At 68.9% G+C, this 18293-nt stretch carries 13 protein-coding genes; 7 read left to right on the top strand and 6 right to left on the bottom strand.

Features of this window, described 5'->3' with window-relative positions:
- Positions 1-3: 3 nt before the first annotated feature.
- Complete coding sequence (locus tag Q9R22_RS03400; RefSeq protein ID WP_131332399.1) at positions 4-927, bottom strand: LysR family transcriptional regulator; 924 nt, start codon at positions 925-927, stop codon at positions 4-6.
- 122 nt (positions 928-1049) lie between these two features.
- Between Q9R22_RS03400 and Q9R22_RS03395 the strand changes: the two genes are divergently transcribed.
- The 4 genes from Q9R22_RS03395 (at position 1050) to Q9R22_RS03380 (ending at position 5748) form a co-directional block, all read left to right on the top strand.
- Positions 1050-2324, top strand: coding sequence for a CaiB/BaiF CoA-transferase family protein (locus Q9R22_RS03395; RefSeq protein ID WP_131332398.1), 1275 nt, complete (start codon positions 1050-1052; stop codon positions 2322-2324).
- A gap of 72 nt (positions 2325-2396) precedes the next feature.
- Positions 2397-3599 carry an acyl-CoA dehydrogenase family protein gene (locus Q9R22_RS03390; protein ID WP_311254050.1) on the top strand — a complete coding sequence of 401 codons (1203 nt, stop codon included), beginning with the start codon at positions 2397-2399 and terminating at the stop codon, positions 3597-3599.
- A gap of 135 nt (positions 3600-3734) precedes the next feature.
- The gene (locus Q9R22_RS03385) at positions 3735-5312 is read left to right on the top strand and encodes a hypothetical protein (protein WP_131332396.1); all 1578 of its coding nucleotides are present in this window, start codon (positions 3735-3737) and stop codon (positions 5310-5312) included.
- Between the two features lie 13 nt (positions 5313-5325).
- Positions 5326-5748, top strand: a complete 423-nt coding sequence (locus Q9R22_RS03380; RefSeq protein ID WP_197493135.1) for a LuxR C-terminal-related transcriptional regulator — start codon at positions 5326-5328, stop codon at positions 5746-5748.
- A 98-nt stretch (positions 5749-5846) separates the two neighbouring features.
- Here Q9R22_RS03380 and Q9R22_RS03375 read toward each other — a convergent pair whose 3' ends face one another.
- Entirely contained in the window at positions 5847-7727 is a 1881-nt protein-coding gene (locus Q9R22_RS03375; protein ID WP_131332395.1) for an FAD-dependent monooxygenase, read from the bottom strand.
- A gap of 439 nt (positions 7728-8166) precedes the next feature.
- Between Q9R22_RS03375 and Q9R22_RS03370 the strand changes: the two genes are divergently transcribed.
- Positions 8167-9372, top strand: coding sequence for a phosphatase PAP2 family protein (locus Q9R22_RS03370; protein WP_242670592.1), 1206 nt, complete (start codon positions 8167-8169; stop codon positions 9370-9372).
- A 57-nt stretch (positions 9373-9429) separates the two neighbouring features.
- Here the strand turns inward: Q9R22_RS03370 and Q9R22_RS03365 are convergent, their stop codons facing one another.
- Positions 9430-10245, bottom strand: coding sequence for an MBL fold metallo-hydrolase (locus tag Q9R22_RS03365; protein ID WP_035965106.1), 816 nt, complete (start codon positions 10243-10245; stop codon positions 9430-9432).
- A 129-nt stretch (positions 10246-10374) separates the two neighbouring features.
- Here Q9R22_RS03365 and gluQRS point away from each other — a divergent pair, with 129 nt between their 5' ends.
- Both gluQRS and putP read left to right on the top strand, forming a co-directional pair.
- On the top strand, positions 10375-11304 hold the full coding sequence (gene gluQRS, locus Q9R22_RS03360; RefSeq protein ID WP_242670591.1) for a tRNA glutamyl-Q(34) synthetase GluQRS: 930 nt from the start codon (positions 10375-10377) through the stop codon (positions 11302-11304).
- Positions 11305-11416: 112 nt separating this feature from the next.
- Positions 11417-12955 carry a sodium/proline symporter PutP gene (putP, locus tag Q9R22_RS03355; RefSeq protein WP_131332393.1) on the top strand — a complete coding sequence of 513 codons (1539 nt, stop codon included), beginning with the start codon at positions 11417-11419 and terminating at the stop codon, positions 12953-12955.
- A 104-nt stretch (positions 12956-13059) separates the two neighbouring features.
- On the opposite strand, the gene Q9R22_RS03350 is transcribed toward putP, so the two are convergent.
- The 3 genes from Q9R22_RS03350 to hrpB form a co-directional block, all read right to left on the bottom strand.
- Positions 13060-14028: an L-lactate dehydrogenase gene (locus Q9R22_RS03350; protein WP_064846665.1), complete on the bottom strand. Its 969-nt coding sequence runs from the start codon at positions 14026-14028 to the stop codon at positions 13060-13062.
- A 319-nt stretch (positions 14029-14347) separates the two neighbouring features.
- A complete protein-coding gene (locus tag Q9R22_RS03345) occupies positions 14348-15286 on the bottom strand; it encodes a CoA ester lyase (RefSeq protein ID WP_131332392.1) in 939 nt (312 codons plus the stop codon).
- Positions 15287-15618: 332 nt separating this feature from the next.
- Positions 15619-18285 carry an ATP-dependent helicase HrpB gene (hrpB, locus tag Q9R22_RS03340; RefSeq protein WP_131332391.1) on the bottom strand — a complete coding sequence of 889 codons (2667 nt, stop codon included), beginning with the start codon at positions 18283-18285 and terminating at the stop codon, positions 15619-15621.
- Between the last annotated feature and the right edge of the window lie 8 nt (positions 18286-18293).

Raw genomic sequence — 18293 nt, 5'->3', positions numbered from 1 at the left:
CCGCTAGGTTCCGGGGACCTCTGCGGCCTGGCCGCGGGGGTCCCCGTAGAGGTTCTGGGCCAGGCGCACCACGGCACACAGCGCGGGGTTGGGGTCCGCCGCGCGCCACATGAGCTGCACGTCCAGGGGGCGCTGCGGCTGGGCGAGGGGCCGGAACACCACGCCGTCCGAGGCGACGTTGTCCCGCACGGTGTCGAGGCTCAGGGCGCAGCCGATCTGGGCGGCCACGAGCACCACCAGGGTCCACGAGTCCGGCGCCACCTGGGCCACGCGTGGCACGAAGCCCGCCGCTGTGGCGAGGGAGGTCAGCCGGTTCTGCAGTGCGGCCCCCGGACCCGAGGGCAGGATCACCCAGGACTCCTCGGCCAGCTGTGACATCTCCACCCGGGGCGCGTCTGCCAGCGGGTGGTTGCTGGGCAGCACCACCATGACCTCCTCGTGGCCCAGCACGGACGAGCGCAGCTCCGAGGGGATGAAATCCCACCGCCCCATGGCCACGTCCAGGGAGCCGCCCAGCACCTTCTGCATGGCGGTGTGGGAGAACTGCGAGCCGTGCAGCTCCAGGTGTACCCCGGGGCGGTGGGTGCGCACGTGGCGGGCCAGCTCCCCCACCTGCCGGTTGATGGACGCTCCCGCGAACCCGAGGCGCACGCGCCCGGTCTCTCCGGTCATGGACTTGGCCACCGCGGTGCGGGCCTGTTCCGAGGCCGCCACCAGCTCGCGCGCGGGCTCCAGGAGGGCCGCCCCGGCCGGGGTGAGCGAGACCTGCCGAGTGCTGCGCTCGAACAGCTGAGCGCCCAGGGACTTCTCGATGCTCTTGATGAGCCGGCTCAGGGGTGGCTGCGCGATCCGCAGGTTGGCGGCGGCGCGTCCGAAGTGCAGTTCCTCGGCAACCGCCAGGAACGCCTTGGCTTCGTGGACTTCCATGGGCGGAGCCTACGTGATTGTTGCCACACGCGCATCAGTCCACCGCTCTTCTTGTATTGGACAGAACCTAATGACGGTGATTGTGTGGGGTGAAACACATTCCCCGTCCCAGTGGAGCGTTCATGTCCCTCACCCAGGATCCTGCGACCTCCGGGCCGCTCAGCGGAGTGGTCGTCGCGGACTTCTCCCGCGTGCTCGCGGGGCCTTACTGCACCATGCTGCTCGCGGACATGGGCGCCACCGTGGTCAAGGTGGAGAGCCCCACCGGGGACGACACCCGCGGGTACAAGCCGCCTAGCCGGGACGGGGTGGGCACCTACTACCTCTCCGTGAACCGCAACAAGCACTCCATCGTGCTGGACCTGCGCGATCCGGCAGACCTGGAGACCGCCTACGAGATCATCGACGCCGCGGACGTGTTCATAGAGAACTTCAAGCCCGGCGGGCTGGCCCGCTACGGGTTGGATCCCGAGGCCGTGGCCGAGCGGTGGCCCGGGCTCATCCACACGAGCATCACCGGATTCGGCACGGACCGCGGCGCACACCTGCCGGGCTACGACCTGCTGGTCCAGGGCGTCTCGGGCTTCATGTCCGTGACCGGCTCCGCGGACGGCCCACCCCAGCGGGCGGGCGTGGCGATGTTCGACGTCCTCACCGGGCTGCACGCCGCAGTGGCCATCCTGGGCGCCCTGCACGAGCGGGACGTCTCCGGCAGGGGCCAGCACATCCATCTGGATCTGCTCTCCTGCGCGCTGTCCTCCCTGGTCAACCAGACCACGGGCTACGCGGCGTGCGGCAACGACCCCCAGCGCATGGGCAACGACCACCCCAGTCTGTTCCCGTACGGACCGTTCCCCACCGCGGACAAGGACCTCATCATCACGGTGGGCAACAACCCCCAGTTCCGGCGTTTCGTCACGGTGCTGGGCCTGCCCGAGCTCGCGGAGGACCCGCGCTTCGACACCGTGGAGAACCGCAACCAACACCGTGAGGAGCTGCGCCCGCTGCTCAACAAGGCGCTGTCCTCGGACACCGCCGAGGTGTGGGCGTCCCGGTTGCAGGCGGAGGGCCTGCCGTGCGCCCCCATCCTCACCATCCCCGAGGGCGTGGAGTACGCGACCTCCCTGGGCCTGGACCCCGTGGTGCAGGTGGGCGAGGGCGATGAGGCCGTGCCCCTGATCAAGAACCCCGTGACCTTCAGTCGCACCCCGGTGCGCTACGACAAGGCCCCGCCCGCCCTCGGTGCGGACGGCACCGATGTCATGGCCTGGCTGCGTTCCCGTCGCGCCGCCCACGACGACGCCCCCGCACCGGACCGCACGGCCGTCGGTGCAGTGCCCACCGCCGCGCACGACGGCGCCGCCGGTTCCCCGGGCGCGGCCCCGAACCGCGCGTAGCCCCTCCCCACACCAGAATCTCGCGCCGCAGCGAGGCGGAGCCCCGCCTCCCGGCCACCGAAAGGACCCGTGATGAGCGAACTGCTCGAGAACCCCGACTTCTTCCTGCTGGACCAGGAACTCTCCGCCGAGGAGATCGCCCTGCGCGACCGCGTGCGCGCCTACGGCCAGGAGCACGTGCTGCCCGCGATCAACGCGTTCTGGGAGCGCGGCGAGCACCCCCTCCCCGCGTTCAAGGGCCTCGCCGACCTGGGGGTCGTGGGAACGTTCATCGAGGGCTACGGCTGCCCCGGACTCTCCCGCCAGGCCGCCGGGCTGGTAGCCCGTGAGATGGGCCGGATCGACGGCTCCGTGAACACGTTCTTCGGCGTGCACTCCAACCTGTGCATGGGCAGCATCTACATGCTGGGCAATGAGGAGCAGCGCCAGCGGTGGCTGCCCACCATGGCGAAGATCGAGACGACCGGTGCGTTCGCGCTCACCGAGCCCACCCACGGCTCGGACTCGGTGTCCCTGGAGACCTCCGCGCGCCGGGACGGGGACCACTGGGTGCTCAACGGGCACAAGCGGTGGATCGGCAACGGCCACGCCGCGGACGTGATCGTGCTCTATGCCCGGGACGAGGCGGACGGACAGGTCAAATGCTTCGTGGTGGAAAAACAGGAGGACGGCGAGTACCCGCAGGGCTACCTCCCCACCGTGATCGACGGCAAGATCGGCAAGCGCGCCATCAACCAGGCGGACATCGTGATCGAGAACCTGCGGATCCCCGAGGAGAACCGGCTGGAGAACTGCCACAGCTTCAAGGACGTCAACAAGGTGCTCAAGGCCACCCGCGGCGGTGCCTCGTGGGAGGCCGTGGGGCACGGCATGGCGGCGTTCGAGATCGCCGCGAACTACGCCCTGGAGCGTGAACAGTTCGGGATGCCGATCGCCAGCTACCAGCTGGTGCAGGAGCGGCTGGCCACCATGCTCTCGGACCTGACCTCCATGCAGCTGCTGTGCACCCGCATGGCGCAGTTGCAGGAGCGCGGCCAACTCACGGACGCCATGGCCTCCATGGTCAAGATGACCACTTCCCGCAAAGCCCTGGCCATGTGCCGCACCGCCCGGGACATGCTGGGCGGCAACGGGCTGTTGCTGGAGTACCACATCGGCCGTCACCTCACCGACATGGAAGTGGTCTCCACGTACGAGGGCACCGACTCGATGCAGGCGCTCATCGTGGGCCGGGAGATCACCCGGATCTCGTCCTTCACGCGCACGCGCAGCTGACGGGTCCGGGCTGGTGGGTACGCCGTAAGGGTTCGTGAGTTCTGTTCCGGGTCTCGCCGCGAGAAGATGATGGGCATGGTTAACCGCGTAGGTAGTCAGTCCTTTGCGACGAGCAGTACCGCTTCGACCTCATTCGTGGGACGTCGCAGGGAACTGAAGGAAGCGCGGGCCACGGTGTCCCGCTCGCGGTTGACGACCCTCACGGGTCCCGGAGGCGTGGGCAAAACCCGCCTGGGGATGGAAGTCGGTCAGCGCTTGCAGACCCATTTTCGCGACGGTGCGTGGATGGTGGATCTGGGATCCCTCAACCCCGGTGCCCCCATCAGCCCGATAGTCGCCTCCGCCCTGGCCATTCAAGACCAGTCGAATCGCGGGGCGCTGGAAGGAGTGACGGACTACCTGCAGGACAAGGAGTTGTTGCTGTTCCTCGACAACTGTGAACACGTGCTGTCCGGGGCCGGGGAGTTGGTGGACCGTGTCCTGGCCACGGCCCCGGGGGTGAGGATCCTCACCACCAGCCGTGAGCCCCTGAGCCTGGCCGGCGAGGCGATCTATCCCGTGCCTCCCTTGGCGACACCCTCCGTGGAGGACGACCATGCGGTTCAGGACCTTGAACGCTTCGAATCGATTGCCTTGTTCGTGGACCGTGCACGGAACGTGGTGGGTGACTTCGCGGTCACTCCCGAGAACCAGAAGGCCGTGATCGAGTTGTGCACGCGCCTCGACGGCATGCCACTGGCCATCGAATTCGCCGTTGCGCGGTTGCAGAGCATGTCCGTGACCCAGTTGCTCGATCGCCTGGACCAGCGCTTCCGATTGTTGAGCCGCGGGTCTCGCACTGCTCAACCCCGGCACCGGACACTCCAAGCGTTGATCGACTGGAGTTACGAGCTCTGCACCCCCGAGGAGCAGGTGCTGTGGCAACGGCTGTCAGTCTTTCCCAGCAGTTTCGATCTGGAAGCCGCCGAGGAGATCTGCAGTTTCGATGGTCTCGTCCCCGATCTCGTTCTGGACTTGTTGGATCGCCTCGTGGCCAAGTCCATCCTGCTCACCGAACGCAACGGGGAGGCAGTGCGCTACCGCCAGCTCATGACCGTGCGTGAATACGGCGCCGACCGGCTGAACGACGGCGCGGCCACTGAGCTGCGCCGTCGTCACCGGGATTGCTTTCTTCGCCGGGCGGAAACCATGGTCGAACAGTGGTCTACTCCGCGCCAGGGTGAGTTCATCCTGCGCGCTCGCACGGAACGCCCCAATTCCATGGCGGCATTGCAGTGGTCCGTAGCCACCCCCGGTGAGATCAACGCTGCTGCACGCCTGGCGGTGGCGTTGCGTCACCACTGGGTGTCGGACGGTTACCTCAGCGAAGGACGTTTCTGGCTCGACCGTGTGCTGGGCGAGTACGACGACGCCCCGGAACGACGCGAACGAGGATCCGCGTTGTGGGTAGTCGCCTGGGTCAGCCTGTTGCAAGGCGATCACGAAGCTGGCGCGGAATACCTCGCCGAATGCCGACGGGTAGCCACGGCCCTCGGGGACGACGGCCTGCTTGCTCACACGGAGCACTGGAGCGGTTTGTACGGCATCTTCACAGGGGACCTCTCCTCCGCGATAGTTCACTATGAACGCGCAGTAGCCGCCCACGACCGCGTGGGCGATCTGCACAGCCCTGACGACCGAACTGCTCTCGTGGGTTGCCGCTTCCACCCGTGATTTCCCGCGCGCCGTGGAACTCTCTGGCGCCGCGGCCTCCGTGTGGCGCAGTCTGGGAACCACGATCCGGGCGTTCGGGCCCCACATCGACGAGATTTCCCGGGCCTCCGCCAAGCGTGTCCGACAAGGACTGGAACCGGGAACGTCGGATTCCTCACCCTTCGAGCACAAGCGCTTGACCAAGGAGGAAGCGATCGCGGTGGCACTCGCCGAACCGCAGGATGCCGATCAGGAGACGGACATCCAACCGCTGACCCGCAAGGAATGGCAGGTCGCTCAACTGGTGGCCCGGGGGCTGACCAACAGACAGGTGGCCGAAGAACTGGTGGTCTCGCCGCGCACCGTGGACGGCCACGTGGGTCGCATCCTCACCAAGTTGGACGTCACGACCCGCATGCACATCGCATCGTGGGTCGACGGCAGACGAGGAATGTAAGGCGCGAAGCACGACATGCACTGGCGCCCCGGATCGAGAGGTCCGAGGCGCCAGTGTCAGCCGGTCAGGGCGTGAAGAAACGCTGGTGCGGCTGGGACTCAGACGGTGATCATTGCCGCGGAGCGCACCGAAGGAAATACGCCTGAGAGGAACTCCTCGATCTCCGCCGTGTCCCCCAGCGGGAAGATGCCGGCCACGTACTGGTCGGGGCGAACCACTACCACCGCACCGTCCGCGCTGATACCGCGCTCCTCGAAGATGTCGTGTCCCTCCAACGTGCCAAACACCTTCTCCATGTCCGTCAGTCGGAACGTGCCGGTTTTGGGCTTGAACGCCTCCGGCACGTCCGAGACATCGAATTCGGTGTGCCGCTGGCGGTGGATCAACTTGGTGTCGAACAGATCGGGAGACAGCGATCCTTCAGCCCAGTGGGCCCAGTCCTGGAGGGTCTGGGAAACTCCCGGAGCTGCGTCGTCAGCGAAAAAGTAGACACGCCACCGACCGTCCGCGAAGTGATCGTGCCCGATGTGCATGGGCACCAGATCGCACACACGGCCCGCCATGGCGGACTTGAAACGCCTACCGAGCGGGTATCCCTCAGCGAGTTCCTGGTGCTTGGTGTCCGCCGTGATCATCGATGGCTCGTACTCGGTGAGGTAGCCCGCGTTGAACTCGGCGTTCTTCGTGTAGAAATCCTCCAGTTCGTTGGGGTTCTCGAACTGGTCACTCGGCTGCGCCATGAGGGTGGACCATGCCTTGTCGAACTCGATCAGACGATGGGCGATGTCCTTGCGCTCCTCCACGTAGGTGCGCAGCAGTTCCACGGGGCTGTTTCCGGAGAGCACGTGGCCCAGTTTCCACCCCAGGTTGAACCCGTCCTGCATGGACACGTTCATACCCTGCCCCGCCTTGGCCGAGTGCGTGTGGCACGCATCCCCGGTGATGAACACGCGGGGGTCCTGGCTGGAGGTCTTCTCCGAGGCGCGGTCATCGAAATGGTCGGAAACGCGGTGACCCACCTCGTAGATCGAGTGCCACACCACGTTCTTCACATCCAGCTTGTACGGGCTCATGATCTGCTGCGCAGTGGCGATCACGTCCTCGAGTGGAGTCTCACGCACGGAGCGATCACCCTCCGCCACTTCACCCAGATCCACGTAGAGCCGGAAGAGGAACCCGCCCTCGCGCGGGATGAGCAGGATGGTGCGACCGGTCGAGGACTTGATGGTGCACTTCTTGCGAACGTCCGGGAAGTTGGTGTCCGCGTAGATGTCCATCACGCCCCACGCATGGTTGGCCTGCTTGCCATGCAGTCGATACCCCAGGGACTTGCGCACATTGCTCCGAGCGCCGTCCGCCCCCACCACATACTTGGTACGCACCTGAAGCTCTTGGCCCTCGTCGGGTCCGGCCGTGCGGCGCAGGGTCACCGTGATCGGGTATTCGCGGTTCTCTTCCTCGGGGGCGACTTCCATGTCCACGAATTCGTAGCCGTAATCCGGTTCCATCCGAGTGGGCGCGTTCTTCATGAACCGATTGAAATGATCGATGATGCGCACCTGGGTGATCAGCATCATGGGCCATTCGCTGAATTCTTCCGGCAATTCGCGGGTGCTCATCTCGCGGATGATACGTTCCGGATTCTGGGGATCAGGCTTCCAGAACGCCATGTCCGTGATGGTGTGCGCTTCCTCGTAGATCTCGTGGGCGAAGCCGAACGCCTGGAACGTCTCCATGGTCCGGGAGTGCACGCCATCCGCATTGGCCAACGGCAATCGGTGTTCCCGGCGTTCGATCAACCTGGTGTTGACCTCTGGGAACCGGGACAGCTGTGCTGCGGTGATCGACCCGGCGGGACCGCACCCCAGGATCAGCACGTCCATGGTGTCGGGCAACTCGGCGGGACGATCCACCCCCGAGCCCTGAGCGGGCATAGTCATGGGATCACCGGTTTGATAGCCATCTACATGAAACTGCATGATATCTCCTTGGAGGAATGGAATGATATTCTGTGTTTTGTCTCACACGATATGGATCTCACTCGGTAACTCACAAGCAGTTCAGTCGCTACAGACAACATCCGCCTCAAAAACTGGATCGGTTAGCATGAAATTGGCGTTGTCGTAAGGGTAGGACTACGCAATTCGACCATTCGGACGAAATCCATATTGATTAGTTACCGAACGCTTTTGATATCTGGCAGATCTCGCCGTCGGAACTCGCCCCAATGAGCACGCTAGGTCCGGATGTCGCCCCAGAACTCGTTCGCTCACTGAGGACCACCCTGGTGGCGCTCTCGGCCCGGGCGGCCCACCCCGGAACTCACAGCACCGTCCGGGCGGAACGTGTCACCATGGGGACGGGCCCGCCACACCCGGGTGGGCCCGCCTGTCCTTCTATCGGTGAGGTAAGTCTTCCGTGTCCCACGCCCCCTCCCCCCGCGGCCCCGAGGCCTCCTATCCGCAGTTCGCCGGCCCACCGGCCGGGACCTCCGCCCGCTCGGTGACCACCCGGACCGTGGTCGGTGCCTTCCTGGCGCTCGCGGTGCTGTGGGGTCTGGTCATGCTCATCGCGTACGGCAGTCTGCACACGGTCACGGGTCAGGCACTCGACGAGGTCGCCCTGGCCCAGGCCAAGGCCGACCGCAATGTCTACTTCCCCGGCGCGGCCCTCGTCCTCGCGCAGTACGTCCCGGAGCTCGGGGCGGTGGCCGCCGGTGTCCTCGCGCTCGTGTGGGCCGTGCGCTACCGCCGTTGGACGGCCGCCGTATGTGCCGCGGGGGCGGCGTTCGCTGCGAACGTGACCACCCAGTTCCTCAAGCACGGGGTGCTCGACAAACCCGATTGGGGGATCCAGCAGATCGCGTCCAACTCATTCCCGTCCGGTCACACGACCGCGGCGGCCTCCGCGCTCATGGCCGTGCTGCTCGTGGCGCCTCCCCACCTGCGGGCCAGGGCGGGGCGCTGGGGAGCCCTGATAGCGGCGGTCACTGGCATGCTCACCATCCTCAACGGTTGGCACCGTCCCACGGACGCCGCGGCCGCGCTGCTCATCGTGGGCGGGTGGGGCGTCGTGGCAACCCTCGTGGCACGCGCCGTCGACGCCGCTCTCTCCCGTACCGACGCCCGCCCCGGAGCGGCCTCGCTCCAGTTCTACCGGCAGTTCCGGAAGAACCGTTCGCATAGACGCCAGGACATCGAATGGAGCGAGGACCGGGGCGAGAGTGCCTATCTTCCGCCGGCCCACGAGCGCGCCGAGCGGCAGTTCGCAGAACAGCAGCGTGGTGAGCAGGAGCGGGCGGCATCGTACCCGCAGGCTCAGCAGGGGTACCCGCACGCGCAGTACGGGCACCAGCAGCCCCAGCCGACGTGGTCGCAGCCCGCCCCCTACGGAGCGCCCGTGTACCGCCCGCGATTCCCCGCGCGACCCCGGTTGGGCACCGCGATCACCCTGACCGTGGTGGCCGCGGCATTGCTCGCGGCAGCAATCTGGTGGCCCTCCCCGACCGTGGCGGGCACGCTCGCCGGGCGGGTCACGCTCACGGCGGGGTACGTGGGCATCGCGGCGGCCGCGGCCCTGGGGTGGTCGCTCGTGGCGCGGCGACTGCGCGACACGACCCGGTGACGGCGACCCGGTGACAACGAACGCAACTGCTATCGGACGTCCGGGAGTGACGACCGGCTAGATCGCCGCCAATCGGTCCAGGAAAACCCGGGCCACGCCGGCCTGGTACGGCAAGCGGTACATCGAGGCGGTGGACGGGCCCTCACCGGAGAGGCCCACGTCCCGAGCGCGCCGGATGGCCAGCTCCATGGTGTCCGCCTGCTGGGACACGAAGTTGCCGGTCACGGGCGAGCCGTGGCCCGGCACGAACACCCGGTAGCGTTCCAGAGTCGCGAGCGCGCGCAAGGACTCCACCCAGCGCTGGGGGTAGGCGTCCTCGAAGTTGGGGTCCGCCCCCTCCTCCACGAGATCACCGCAGAAGACGACGTCGTCCACGCCCACGCACACGTCGTTGTCCGTATGACCGGGGCCCAGGAAGAACAGGGTGACGGGGCGTTCCCCCAGGTCGATCCGGGTCAGGGAAGGCCTGCGACCGTCCCCCGGAAGAGTGTTGGTGGGCATAACGAGCTGGGTGTCCATGCCCTGGCCCTCACCCATCTCGGGTTCCTGCGTGCTCACGAAACTGCGCTGGTACTCGCCGACCTCCGCCATCGCGGCCGCGCACGCCTTGTGCGCCCAGAACTCGGTGGCCCCGGCGCGCGTGAACACCGCGTTACCCATGTAGTGGTCGTAGTGCGCGTGCGTGTTCACCACGGTGAGCGGTAGCTCCGTGAGCTCACGCACCGCGGTCAGGATCTCCCGGCCCTGGCGAGGCCCCGCACCCGTGTCGATCACCAGGGCGCGCTGAGTGCCCAGCACCAGACCGGAGTTCAACCTCCAGTTCTCGGTGCCGATCACATAGACGCCGGGGCGCAACTCCTGGGTGCGTGCCATGGGGCTCACTCTATCGGCAACCCCGCACCCTCTACGTATCGCCGCAAGCCACCGGGCATGGGGCACGACGCCGCTCCGGCCGCCCCGCGCGACGGGAACCCGCGGCGGGGCGGTGCTACTGTGTGCCGCGTGTTTTCGACCAACCCCGACACCCCCGTGACCCCGGCGGGCCGCTTCGCGCCGTCGCCGTCGGGGGACCTGCACCTGGGAAACCTGCGCACGGCCCTGGCCGCGTGGGGATTCGCGCGGGCCACGGGGCGCCGCTTCCTGTTGCGCGTGGAGGACCTGGACCGGGTCAAGAAGGGGGCCGCACAGCGCAACGTGGCGGATCTGCGGGCGATCGGCCTCGACTGGGACGGCCCCGTGGACCACCAGTCCGAACACATTCCCCGATTCCTGGACCCCGTACAGGACCTCACCGAGGCGGGCCTCACGTACGAGTGCTTCTGCACGCGCAAGGAGATCCACGCGGCGGCCTCCGCTCCCCACGGCATCCCGGGCGCGTACCCCGGCACGTGCCGGAACCTGAGTGCGGCCGAGCGCGCGCGACGTCGTACCCAGCGACCCCCCGCCATCCGGCTGAGGGCGCAGACGCGGGAGTTCACGGTGCACGACCACTTCGTGGGCGAGTACACGGGAGCCGTGGACGACATGGTGCTCGTGCGCAACGACGGGACGCCGGCGTACAACCTGGCCGTGGTCGTGGACGACGCCGAACAGGGTGTGGACCAGGTGGTGCGCGGGGACGACCTGTTGCCGTCCGCTCCGCGACAGGCGTATCTCGCGGGGCTGCTGGGGCACCGGGTTCCCGAGTACGCCCACGTGCCGCTGGTGCTCGGTCCCGCCGGGGCGCGGCTCGCCAAGCGGGACGGCGCCGTCACGCTCGGGGAGCTCGAGGACATCGGGTACACGGCGCAGGACGTGCTCGCGTGGCTCGCCGGCTCTCTGGGGATCGTCCACCCCGTGCGCACCGCCGCGGACGTGCTGGACCGCTGGGACCCGAGCTCGTGGCGGCGCGAACCCGCGACCTTCACACCGTGGCCGGTGACGCGTCCGTAGGGCCTCCGGAGCGGTAGAGTTGTGAACTGTCTCACACGGCTCACATGGGATCTGCGTCACCTCCCCTATACAGTGGACGCAGTCCAACGACCCCGTACCGGAAGGCACGAGTATGTCCGATCAGGCGTACCAACTCCTGGCGATCCTGGCGTATTTCATCGCCATGATCTGCATTGGCCTGTGGGCCAACAGCAAGACCAAGAACCTCGACGACTACATGCTGGGCGGGCGCAACCTCAAGCCCGGCGTGGCTGCACTGTCGGCCGGCGCGTCGGACATGTCCGGATGGCTGCTGATGGGTCTGCCCGGTGCCGTGTACCTCTCGGGTCTCGTGGAGGCGTGGCTCGCGATCGGGCTGACCATCGGTGCGTGGGTGAACTGGAAGATCGTGGCACCGCGGCTGCGCGCGTACACCGAGGTCTCCCACAACTCCATCACCATCCCGTCCTTCCTGGACAACCGCCTCAAGGGCAACACCCGCGTGCTGCGCGTGATCTCCGGTGTGATCATCCTGGTGTTCTTCACGTTCTATGTCTCCTCCGGCATGGTGGCCGGCGGTGTGTTCTTCCAGTCCTCGTTCGGCACCAGCTACCTCACGGGCATGCTCCTGGTGGCCGGGGTGACCGTGCTCTACACATTCTTCGGAGGCTTCCTGGGGGCGTCCTACACGGACCTGTTCCAGGGTCTGCTGATGCTGGGCGCGCTGCTGCTCGTGCCGATCGTGGGCATCTTCCTGGTGGGCGGGCCCGGTGAGATGGCCACCCGGATCGAGAACGTGAACCCCGACGCGCTGTCCCTGTTCGCGGGCGGCACTGCGGTGGGCATCATTTCCTCGCTCGCGTGGGGCCTGGGCTACTTCGGCCAGCCCCACATCATCGTGCGCTTCATGGCGCTGCGCACCCCCGCGGACGCCAAGTCCGGGCGCCGGATCGGCATCGGCTGGATGATCCTCACGGTGCTGGGTGCTATCGGCACCGCCCTGGTGGGCATGGCCTACTACGGCAACCGCCCGGGCCAGGAGCCCACGGACCCGGAGGCCATCTTCCTGGACATGTCCCAGGTGCTCTTCCACCCGCTGATCGCGGGCCTCGTGCTCGCCGCCGTCCTGGCGGCCGTGATGTCCACGATCTCCTCGCAGCTGATCGTCTCCTCCTCCGCGCTGGTGGAGGACCTCTACAACCTGGCCGTCAAGCGCACCCCGTCCCCCAGTGCGCAGGTGTGGCTGGGCCGCGGTGGCGTGCTGCTCGTGGCCCTCGTGGCGGCCGCTCTCGCGTGGGAACAGAACTCCACCATCCTGGACCTCGTGGGCTTCGCGTGGGCCGGCTTCGGTGCCGCCTTCGGCCCCGTGGTGCTCATGTGCCTGTTCTGGCGCAAGCTCACCAACGCGGGCGCCATCAGCGCCATGGTCGTGGGTGCCGCGACCGTGTTCCTGTGGCAGTACACCCCGTGGAGTGACCTCTACGAGATCATCCCGGGCTTCATCCTGGGTGGTCTGGTGGGCATCATCGTCTCGCTAGCCACCCACCGGGAGAACCCCGAGATCCAGCGCGAGTTCGACGAGACCCTCCGCCTGGTCCACCACCCCGAGCAAGCCGATCCCGCCGCCGCGGCCAAGGCGGCCGCCGGTGGCACCACCCCAGGGACCGTCTGAGTTCCACGGCCTGCGCCGCGGCGCAGACGGACGACGCCCTCGCACCGCACGGTGCGAGGGCGTCGTTCATTCCTGCGAAACCCGTTCCGCCGGGGCGCGCGGGCTCAGAAGCCGAGGTCGTGCAGCGAGGACCGCATGGTCCCCGCTGACGCGCGCAGCTGCTGCTTCTCCGGCTCGCCCATGGGAATGCGCAGCTGCTGGCCCACACCGGCGCCCCCCACCACGGACGGCACGGACAGGGCCACGCCGCTCACGCCGTAGTAGTCCTCCAGCACGGTGGACACGGACAGCACCGACTGCTGGTCCTTGAGCACGGCCTCCGCGATACGCACCCCGGCCAGGCCGATCGCGTAGTTGGTGGCGCCCTTGCCCTCGATCACACGGTAGGCGGCGTTGACCACCTGGTCCTTGAGCTCGTCCAGGCGCTCGGTGGTGAAGGGCCGGCGCCCGTCCACCTCCCACTCGCTGAGCGGTACCTGACCGATGCTCGCGGAGGACCACACGGGGAACTCGCTGTCCCCGTGCTCACCGATGATGTAGGCGTGCACGCTGCTGGTGTTCACCTGCGCCTCGCTGCCGATCAACCAGCGCAGCCGGGAGGTGTCCAGCACGGTTCCGGAGCTCATGATCCGCTGGTGGGGAAGCCCGGTGATCTGCTGGGCCACCACGGTGAGCACGTCGCACGGGTTGGTCACCAGCACGAAGACCGCCTGCGGCGCTTGCTCCACCAGTTGCGGCATGAGCGACTTGAGGATCGCGGTGTTCGCACCGGCCAAATCCAGGCGGGTCTGCCCGGGGCGCTGCTTGGCGCCGGCGGTCACGAAGACGATGTCCGCGTCCTTGAGCACGGCGACGTCGTCCGAGCCCTCCACCCGGACGCCCGGGGCGAACATCTGGCCGTGGGAGAGGTCCAGTGCCTCGGCCTCCACCTTGGCGGTCTGCAGGTCGTAGAGGGCGATGTCCGTGGACGTGCCCCGGATCATCGCGGCGTAGGCCAGGGATGTCCCCACGGATCCCGCCCCCACGATCCCGATCTTGGTTCGGCGCACGGTAGTTTCGTTTGACGGGCTCACGGCTCATTCTCCATTCGACGCACTCGGTCCGACCGCGCCCGCGGGGGACCCGCGAACCCGGATCAGCTGACGGGGACGGCGACGCCGTTCGGTGGCGTCCCGCGCGGTGGGCACCGCGCGGTCCCCACCCCATTTTCGGCCGCGACGGCGATGCCTGGCAATGAGCAGCCCACGTCGGGGCGGTGATGTCCCGCGCCGTCGTGGGCTGCGCTCTTCGAGTGTGCTTCAACGCGGAGGCCACGGCCGACTTTCCAGATACTCCCAAGCCACGGCCACGTTTGAAGGCGCTCCCGGGTCCGGGCCACACGCCCTGCCCAGGTCAGCAGTGGTAGGTGTCGGTGGGGGCCTCGAAGTGCATGTCGTAGCCCTCCGGCAAGCGCATCCCGAATGCCGACGCCAGCCCCAACACCTTGCGGGCCCGGGCCAGTCGGGGCAGGTCGGAACCGTTGCGGATCTGACCGCCCTCGGCCTCGAACTCCCCCAGGAACTCGGTGGCCCAGGACAGCTCGCTCAGGGACGGGGACAGCCCCTCGTTGACGGTGGCGGTCTGTTCCGGCATGAGACACAGCTTGCCGGTCATCCCGAACTCCGTGGTCACACCGGTGGCCTCCGCGAGCTTGGCGCCGAGAGCTCCCACGGCCGGTCCGTCGATGGGCCCGGGCAGGTTGGCGGCACGCGAGGCAATGGTGAACTGCGAGCGCGTGTACGCCAGCGCCATGGGGTTCTCGCCGAAGCCCGTGTCACGGCGGTAATCGCCGATCCCGAACGCCAAGCGATACGTGGACCGGGCCGTGGCGATGGCCTGGAGGTTCTGCACGCCGCGCGCGGTCTCCACGAGCGCCACGATTCGGGTCCCGCGCAACAGCTCCGCGGTGCGGGTCACGTGCTCCGGGGACTCGGTCATGGCCAGCATCACGCCGTCCAGCCCGGGGACGTCCCGCAGGGCGCGGAGATCCTCCTCCCACCACGCGGTGCCGAAGCCGTTGATGCGCACCCACGCACGGTTCTGTTCGCCGTCCTCGGTGCGCGCACCGAGCCATTCCAGGACGTTCTCGCGAGCCTGGGCCTTGTCCGCCGGGGCCACGGAGTCCTCCACGTCCAGGACGACGGCGTCCGCGGCACTCTGCGCGGCCTGGTCGAAACGGGACCTGTGGGAGCCGTTGACAAGCAGCCACGAACGGGCCAGCTCCGGCCCCACGGCGGGGGTCTCGGTGGGGTCGATGGTCATGGTGGTGGTGTCCGGAATGGTGGTGGTCATGATGTCACTTCGCGATCTGTGTCTGTGAACGGACGCGCCCCCGCGAGTCCCGGGTGCCGCCCGGGGCCCGACGTATCACGACTGCCCCAACGCGTGGGCGTCGGGCAGGTGTACCGATCCGGGTGAGCGGGAAATCGGGGTGGCGCAGGTCAGCCGAACGCACGGACCAACCTGAACGATGGGGCGGTTGGTGCAGGTTGTCCGCCAGTCGTGGTGCCCGGCGGCCTCGACATCCCTCGAATGCGCGGGCCGCGGCGCACGGTGATGCGCTCGGGCGTAATCGGTGACCCCACCGTAACCCAGCTCACACCCGATCTCAACCGGGGGTGGGTTCACCCGTCCCTGCGCAGCGCCCTGGAGGTCTTCGCGGTGGCCACCGCGTTCCATGGGTCCTCGGGCCAGGGGTGTTTGGGGTAGCGGCCACGCATCTCGGCCCGGACCTGGGCGTAGGGCCCCGACCAGAAGGACGCGAGGTCATCGGTGATCGCGAGCGTGCTCCGCCCCGGGGAGAGCAGGTGGAACTGCACGGGCACACGCCCGGCCACGACGCACGGCGTCTGCGCCCACCCGAAGCACTCCTGCAGTTTCACCGCGACCACCGCCGGACGGGCGGGTTCGTCCTCCGAGAAGACCGCCGGGTAGTCGATCCGGGCGGTGTTCCCGCTGGGAACCGTGAGCCGCTGGGGGACCAGCTCGTCCAAGCGCGCCGCCTCCGGCCAGGGCAGCAGCCTGCGCAGCGCATCGACCACGCAGATCGACCGCAGCGACCCGCCACGCGCCACGTCCCGCAGTTCGGGGGCGAGCCATTCGGTCACGCGCTCGACCAGGGCGGCGTCGTCCATGGCAGGCCACGGCTCCCCCAGGTGACGACGCACCAGCGCGAGCCGGGCGCGCAGGCCGCGGGCGGCGTCGTCCCACGGCAGCAGGTCCAGGCCCTCGGCGGCGAGCGCGGCGCGGATGGCGGGCACGGCGGTGTCCGGATCCGCGCGGACGGGCGTGGCGGAGAGCTCGATCGCGCCCACCGCACGCACCTCGCGGGTGCTCACGCGACCGTTCGAGAAGCTCGCGCGGGTCTCGGTGCGGGCAAGCGGACCGGCGGCGAGCTGCGCGTGCGCCAGGTCCAGGGGTGCCGCCGCACGGATCACCGCGCCGGTGCCCGCGGCAACCCTGCCCGCGGCGCGCGTCAGTTCGGCGACGGCCAGCCACTCGTGGTGACGCAGCGGGCTCCCGGTCTCCAGCCCCGCGCGTGTTCCGGAGGCGAGCAGCCACTGGTCCCCGTGGGCGTCCATCCGCCGGGCAATCCACTCGGGCCGCGCCAAGGCCACGACGACACCCTCCCGGACGTCGGCGGGCACGTCCGATTCCGGCCCGCGGGGCGGCGCGTCCGTGTTCTCCTCGGCTCCCTCCGCCGCACCGTCGCCCGCCAGCGCGGGGTGCGCCGCCATCCGCTCCAACCGCTGCGCCTCGCGGCGCCACCGAGCGGACTCGCCACCGCGGGAGGAGCGCAGCCCGCGCACCAGCGCGGGGACGTCCGCGGCGGGCACGCGGACGCCGTCGGAGACGGCGGCGACGACCTCCGCCGCCGTTCTAGCACCCACGAGGTCCGCTCCGTCCAACAGGGCGCGACCCCAGCGGGGTTCCACCGGCAGGGAGACCAGCAGGCGTCCGAGGCCGGTGGCGCGGCCGTCCTCGGCTACCGCGCCGAGGCGCGTCAGCTCGGCTTCGGCGTCCGCGCGGGCACGGGGCGGCAGCGGGTCCGGCAGGGCCATCCCCTCACCTCCCGGTGAGCCCCACACGGCGAGCGCGAGGCACGCGGCGGTGAGGTCCGCCGTGCGCACCTCGGGAACGGAGTGGGCGGGCATGGCGCCCCAGGCGGCGTCGTCGTAGCAGCGCACCACCGTGCCCGGGCCCTGGCGAGCGGCGCGGCCGGCGCGCTGCTCGGCCGACGCCTTGGACGCCGAGACCGTGACGAGCCCGGAGATCCCGCGCCCGGCGTCCCGGCGGGGCTGGCGGGCCAGACCAGAGTCCATCACGAGGCGCACGCCGTTGACGGTGAGCGAAGACTCTGCGAGGGACGTGGTGACCACGATGCGCGGGCGCTCCCCCGGCGCGCGGCCCGCGACGGCGCGGTCCTGCTCGCGCGGGCTGAGCTGACCGTGCAGTTCCAGGACCTCGGCGTCGGTGAGGCTGCGCAGCTCGGCCGCCGCACGGGAGACCTCCCGGGCGCCGGGGAGAAACACGAGGGCGTCCACGGTCGGGTCGGTGGCCACGGCGCGGGCATGAGCCGCCGCGGCGGTGCGGGCCACATGAGCCAGGAACGCGGGGGTGACACCCCGTTCGTCGAGGCGCTGCGGGCCCGGCGCCCACTCCACTGTGAGCGGATGCAGCGCGGACGGGCAGTCCACCACCGGAGCGGGCGCGTCCCCTCCCAGCAGGGCCGCAAACCGTTTCGCCTCCACCGTGGCGGACATGGCCACGAGCACGAGGTCCTCCCGCAGCTGCCGCAGCTCCGCGAGCATCCCCACGAGCAGGTCCGACTCCACGCCCCGCTCGTGCACCTCGTCCAGCACCACGGCCGCGGTCCCGGCCAGTTCCGGGTTCTGCAGCAGTCGGCGCAGCAGGATGCCGGGGGTCACGAACTCCACCCGAGTGGCCTTCGACGTCCTGCGCTCGCCCCGCACGCTCCAGCCGATGACGCCGCCCGGCTCCGTCACCGTGAGCGCGGCCAGCCGGCGCGCGGCGGCACGAGCGGCCACCCGGCGGGGCTGGACGACGACGACGCGGCCGGTGACGGGATCAGCATCCGCACCGGACGCCCCTACGAGGTTTTCCCGGACCGCGTTGGACACCATCGGCGGCACGAGAGTGGTTTTGCCCGTCCCGGGCGGGGCCTGCACCACGGCCGCGCCCCCGCGCAGCGCCTCCTGCAGAGCCGGCACGGACTCCGCGAACGGCAGGCCCCGGCCGATCCGGCGGACGTCGAACGGGGCGGCACTCATGGGTTCCA

The organism is Kocuria sp. PD6 (assembly GCF_031844145.1).
GTDB lineage: Bacteria > Actinomycetota > Actinomycetes > Actinomycetales > Micrococcaceae > Kocuria > Kocuria marina.
Note: the sequence above shows the minus strand (reverse complement) of the source record. Positions and strands in the feature narration are given on the sequence as shown.

Excerpts from the sequence above, each read along its gene's own strand:
- Q9R22_RS03365 (WP_035965106.1), bottom strand. The coding sequence starts at position 10,245 with ATGGCACGCACCCAGGAGTTGCGCCCCGGCGTCTATGTGATCGGCACC.
- Q9R22_RS03345 (WP_131332392.1), bottom strand. The coding sequence starts at position 15,286 with ATGACCACCACCATTCCGGACACCACCACCATGACCATCGACCCCACC.
- hrpB (WP_131332391.1), bottom strand. The coding sequence starts at position 18,285 with ATGAGTGCCGCCCCGTTCGACGTCCGCCGGATCGGCCGGGGCCTGCCG.
- putP (WP_131332393.1), top strand. The coding sequence starts at position 11,417 with ATGTCCGATCAGGCGTACCAACTCCTGGCGATCCTGGCGTATTTCATC.
- Q9R22_RS03395 (WP_131332398.1), top strand. The coding sequence starts at position 1,050 with ATGTCCCTCACCCAGGATCCTGCGACCTCCGGGCCGCTCAGCGGAGTG.
- Q9R22_RS03390 (WP_311254050.1), top strand. The coding sequence starts at position 2,397 with ATGAGCGAACTGCTCGAGAACCCCGACTTCTTCCTGCTGGACCAGGAA.
- Q9R22_RS03375 (WP_131332395.1), bottom strand. The coding sequence starts at position 7,727 with ATGCAGTTTCATGTAGATGGCTATCAAACCGGTGATCCCATGACTATG.
- Q9R22_RS03400 (WP_131332399.1), bottom strand. The coding sequence starts at position 927 with ATGGAAGTCCACGAAGCCAAGGCGTTCCTGGCGGTTGCCGAGGAACTG.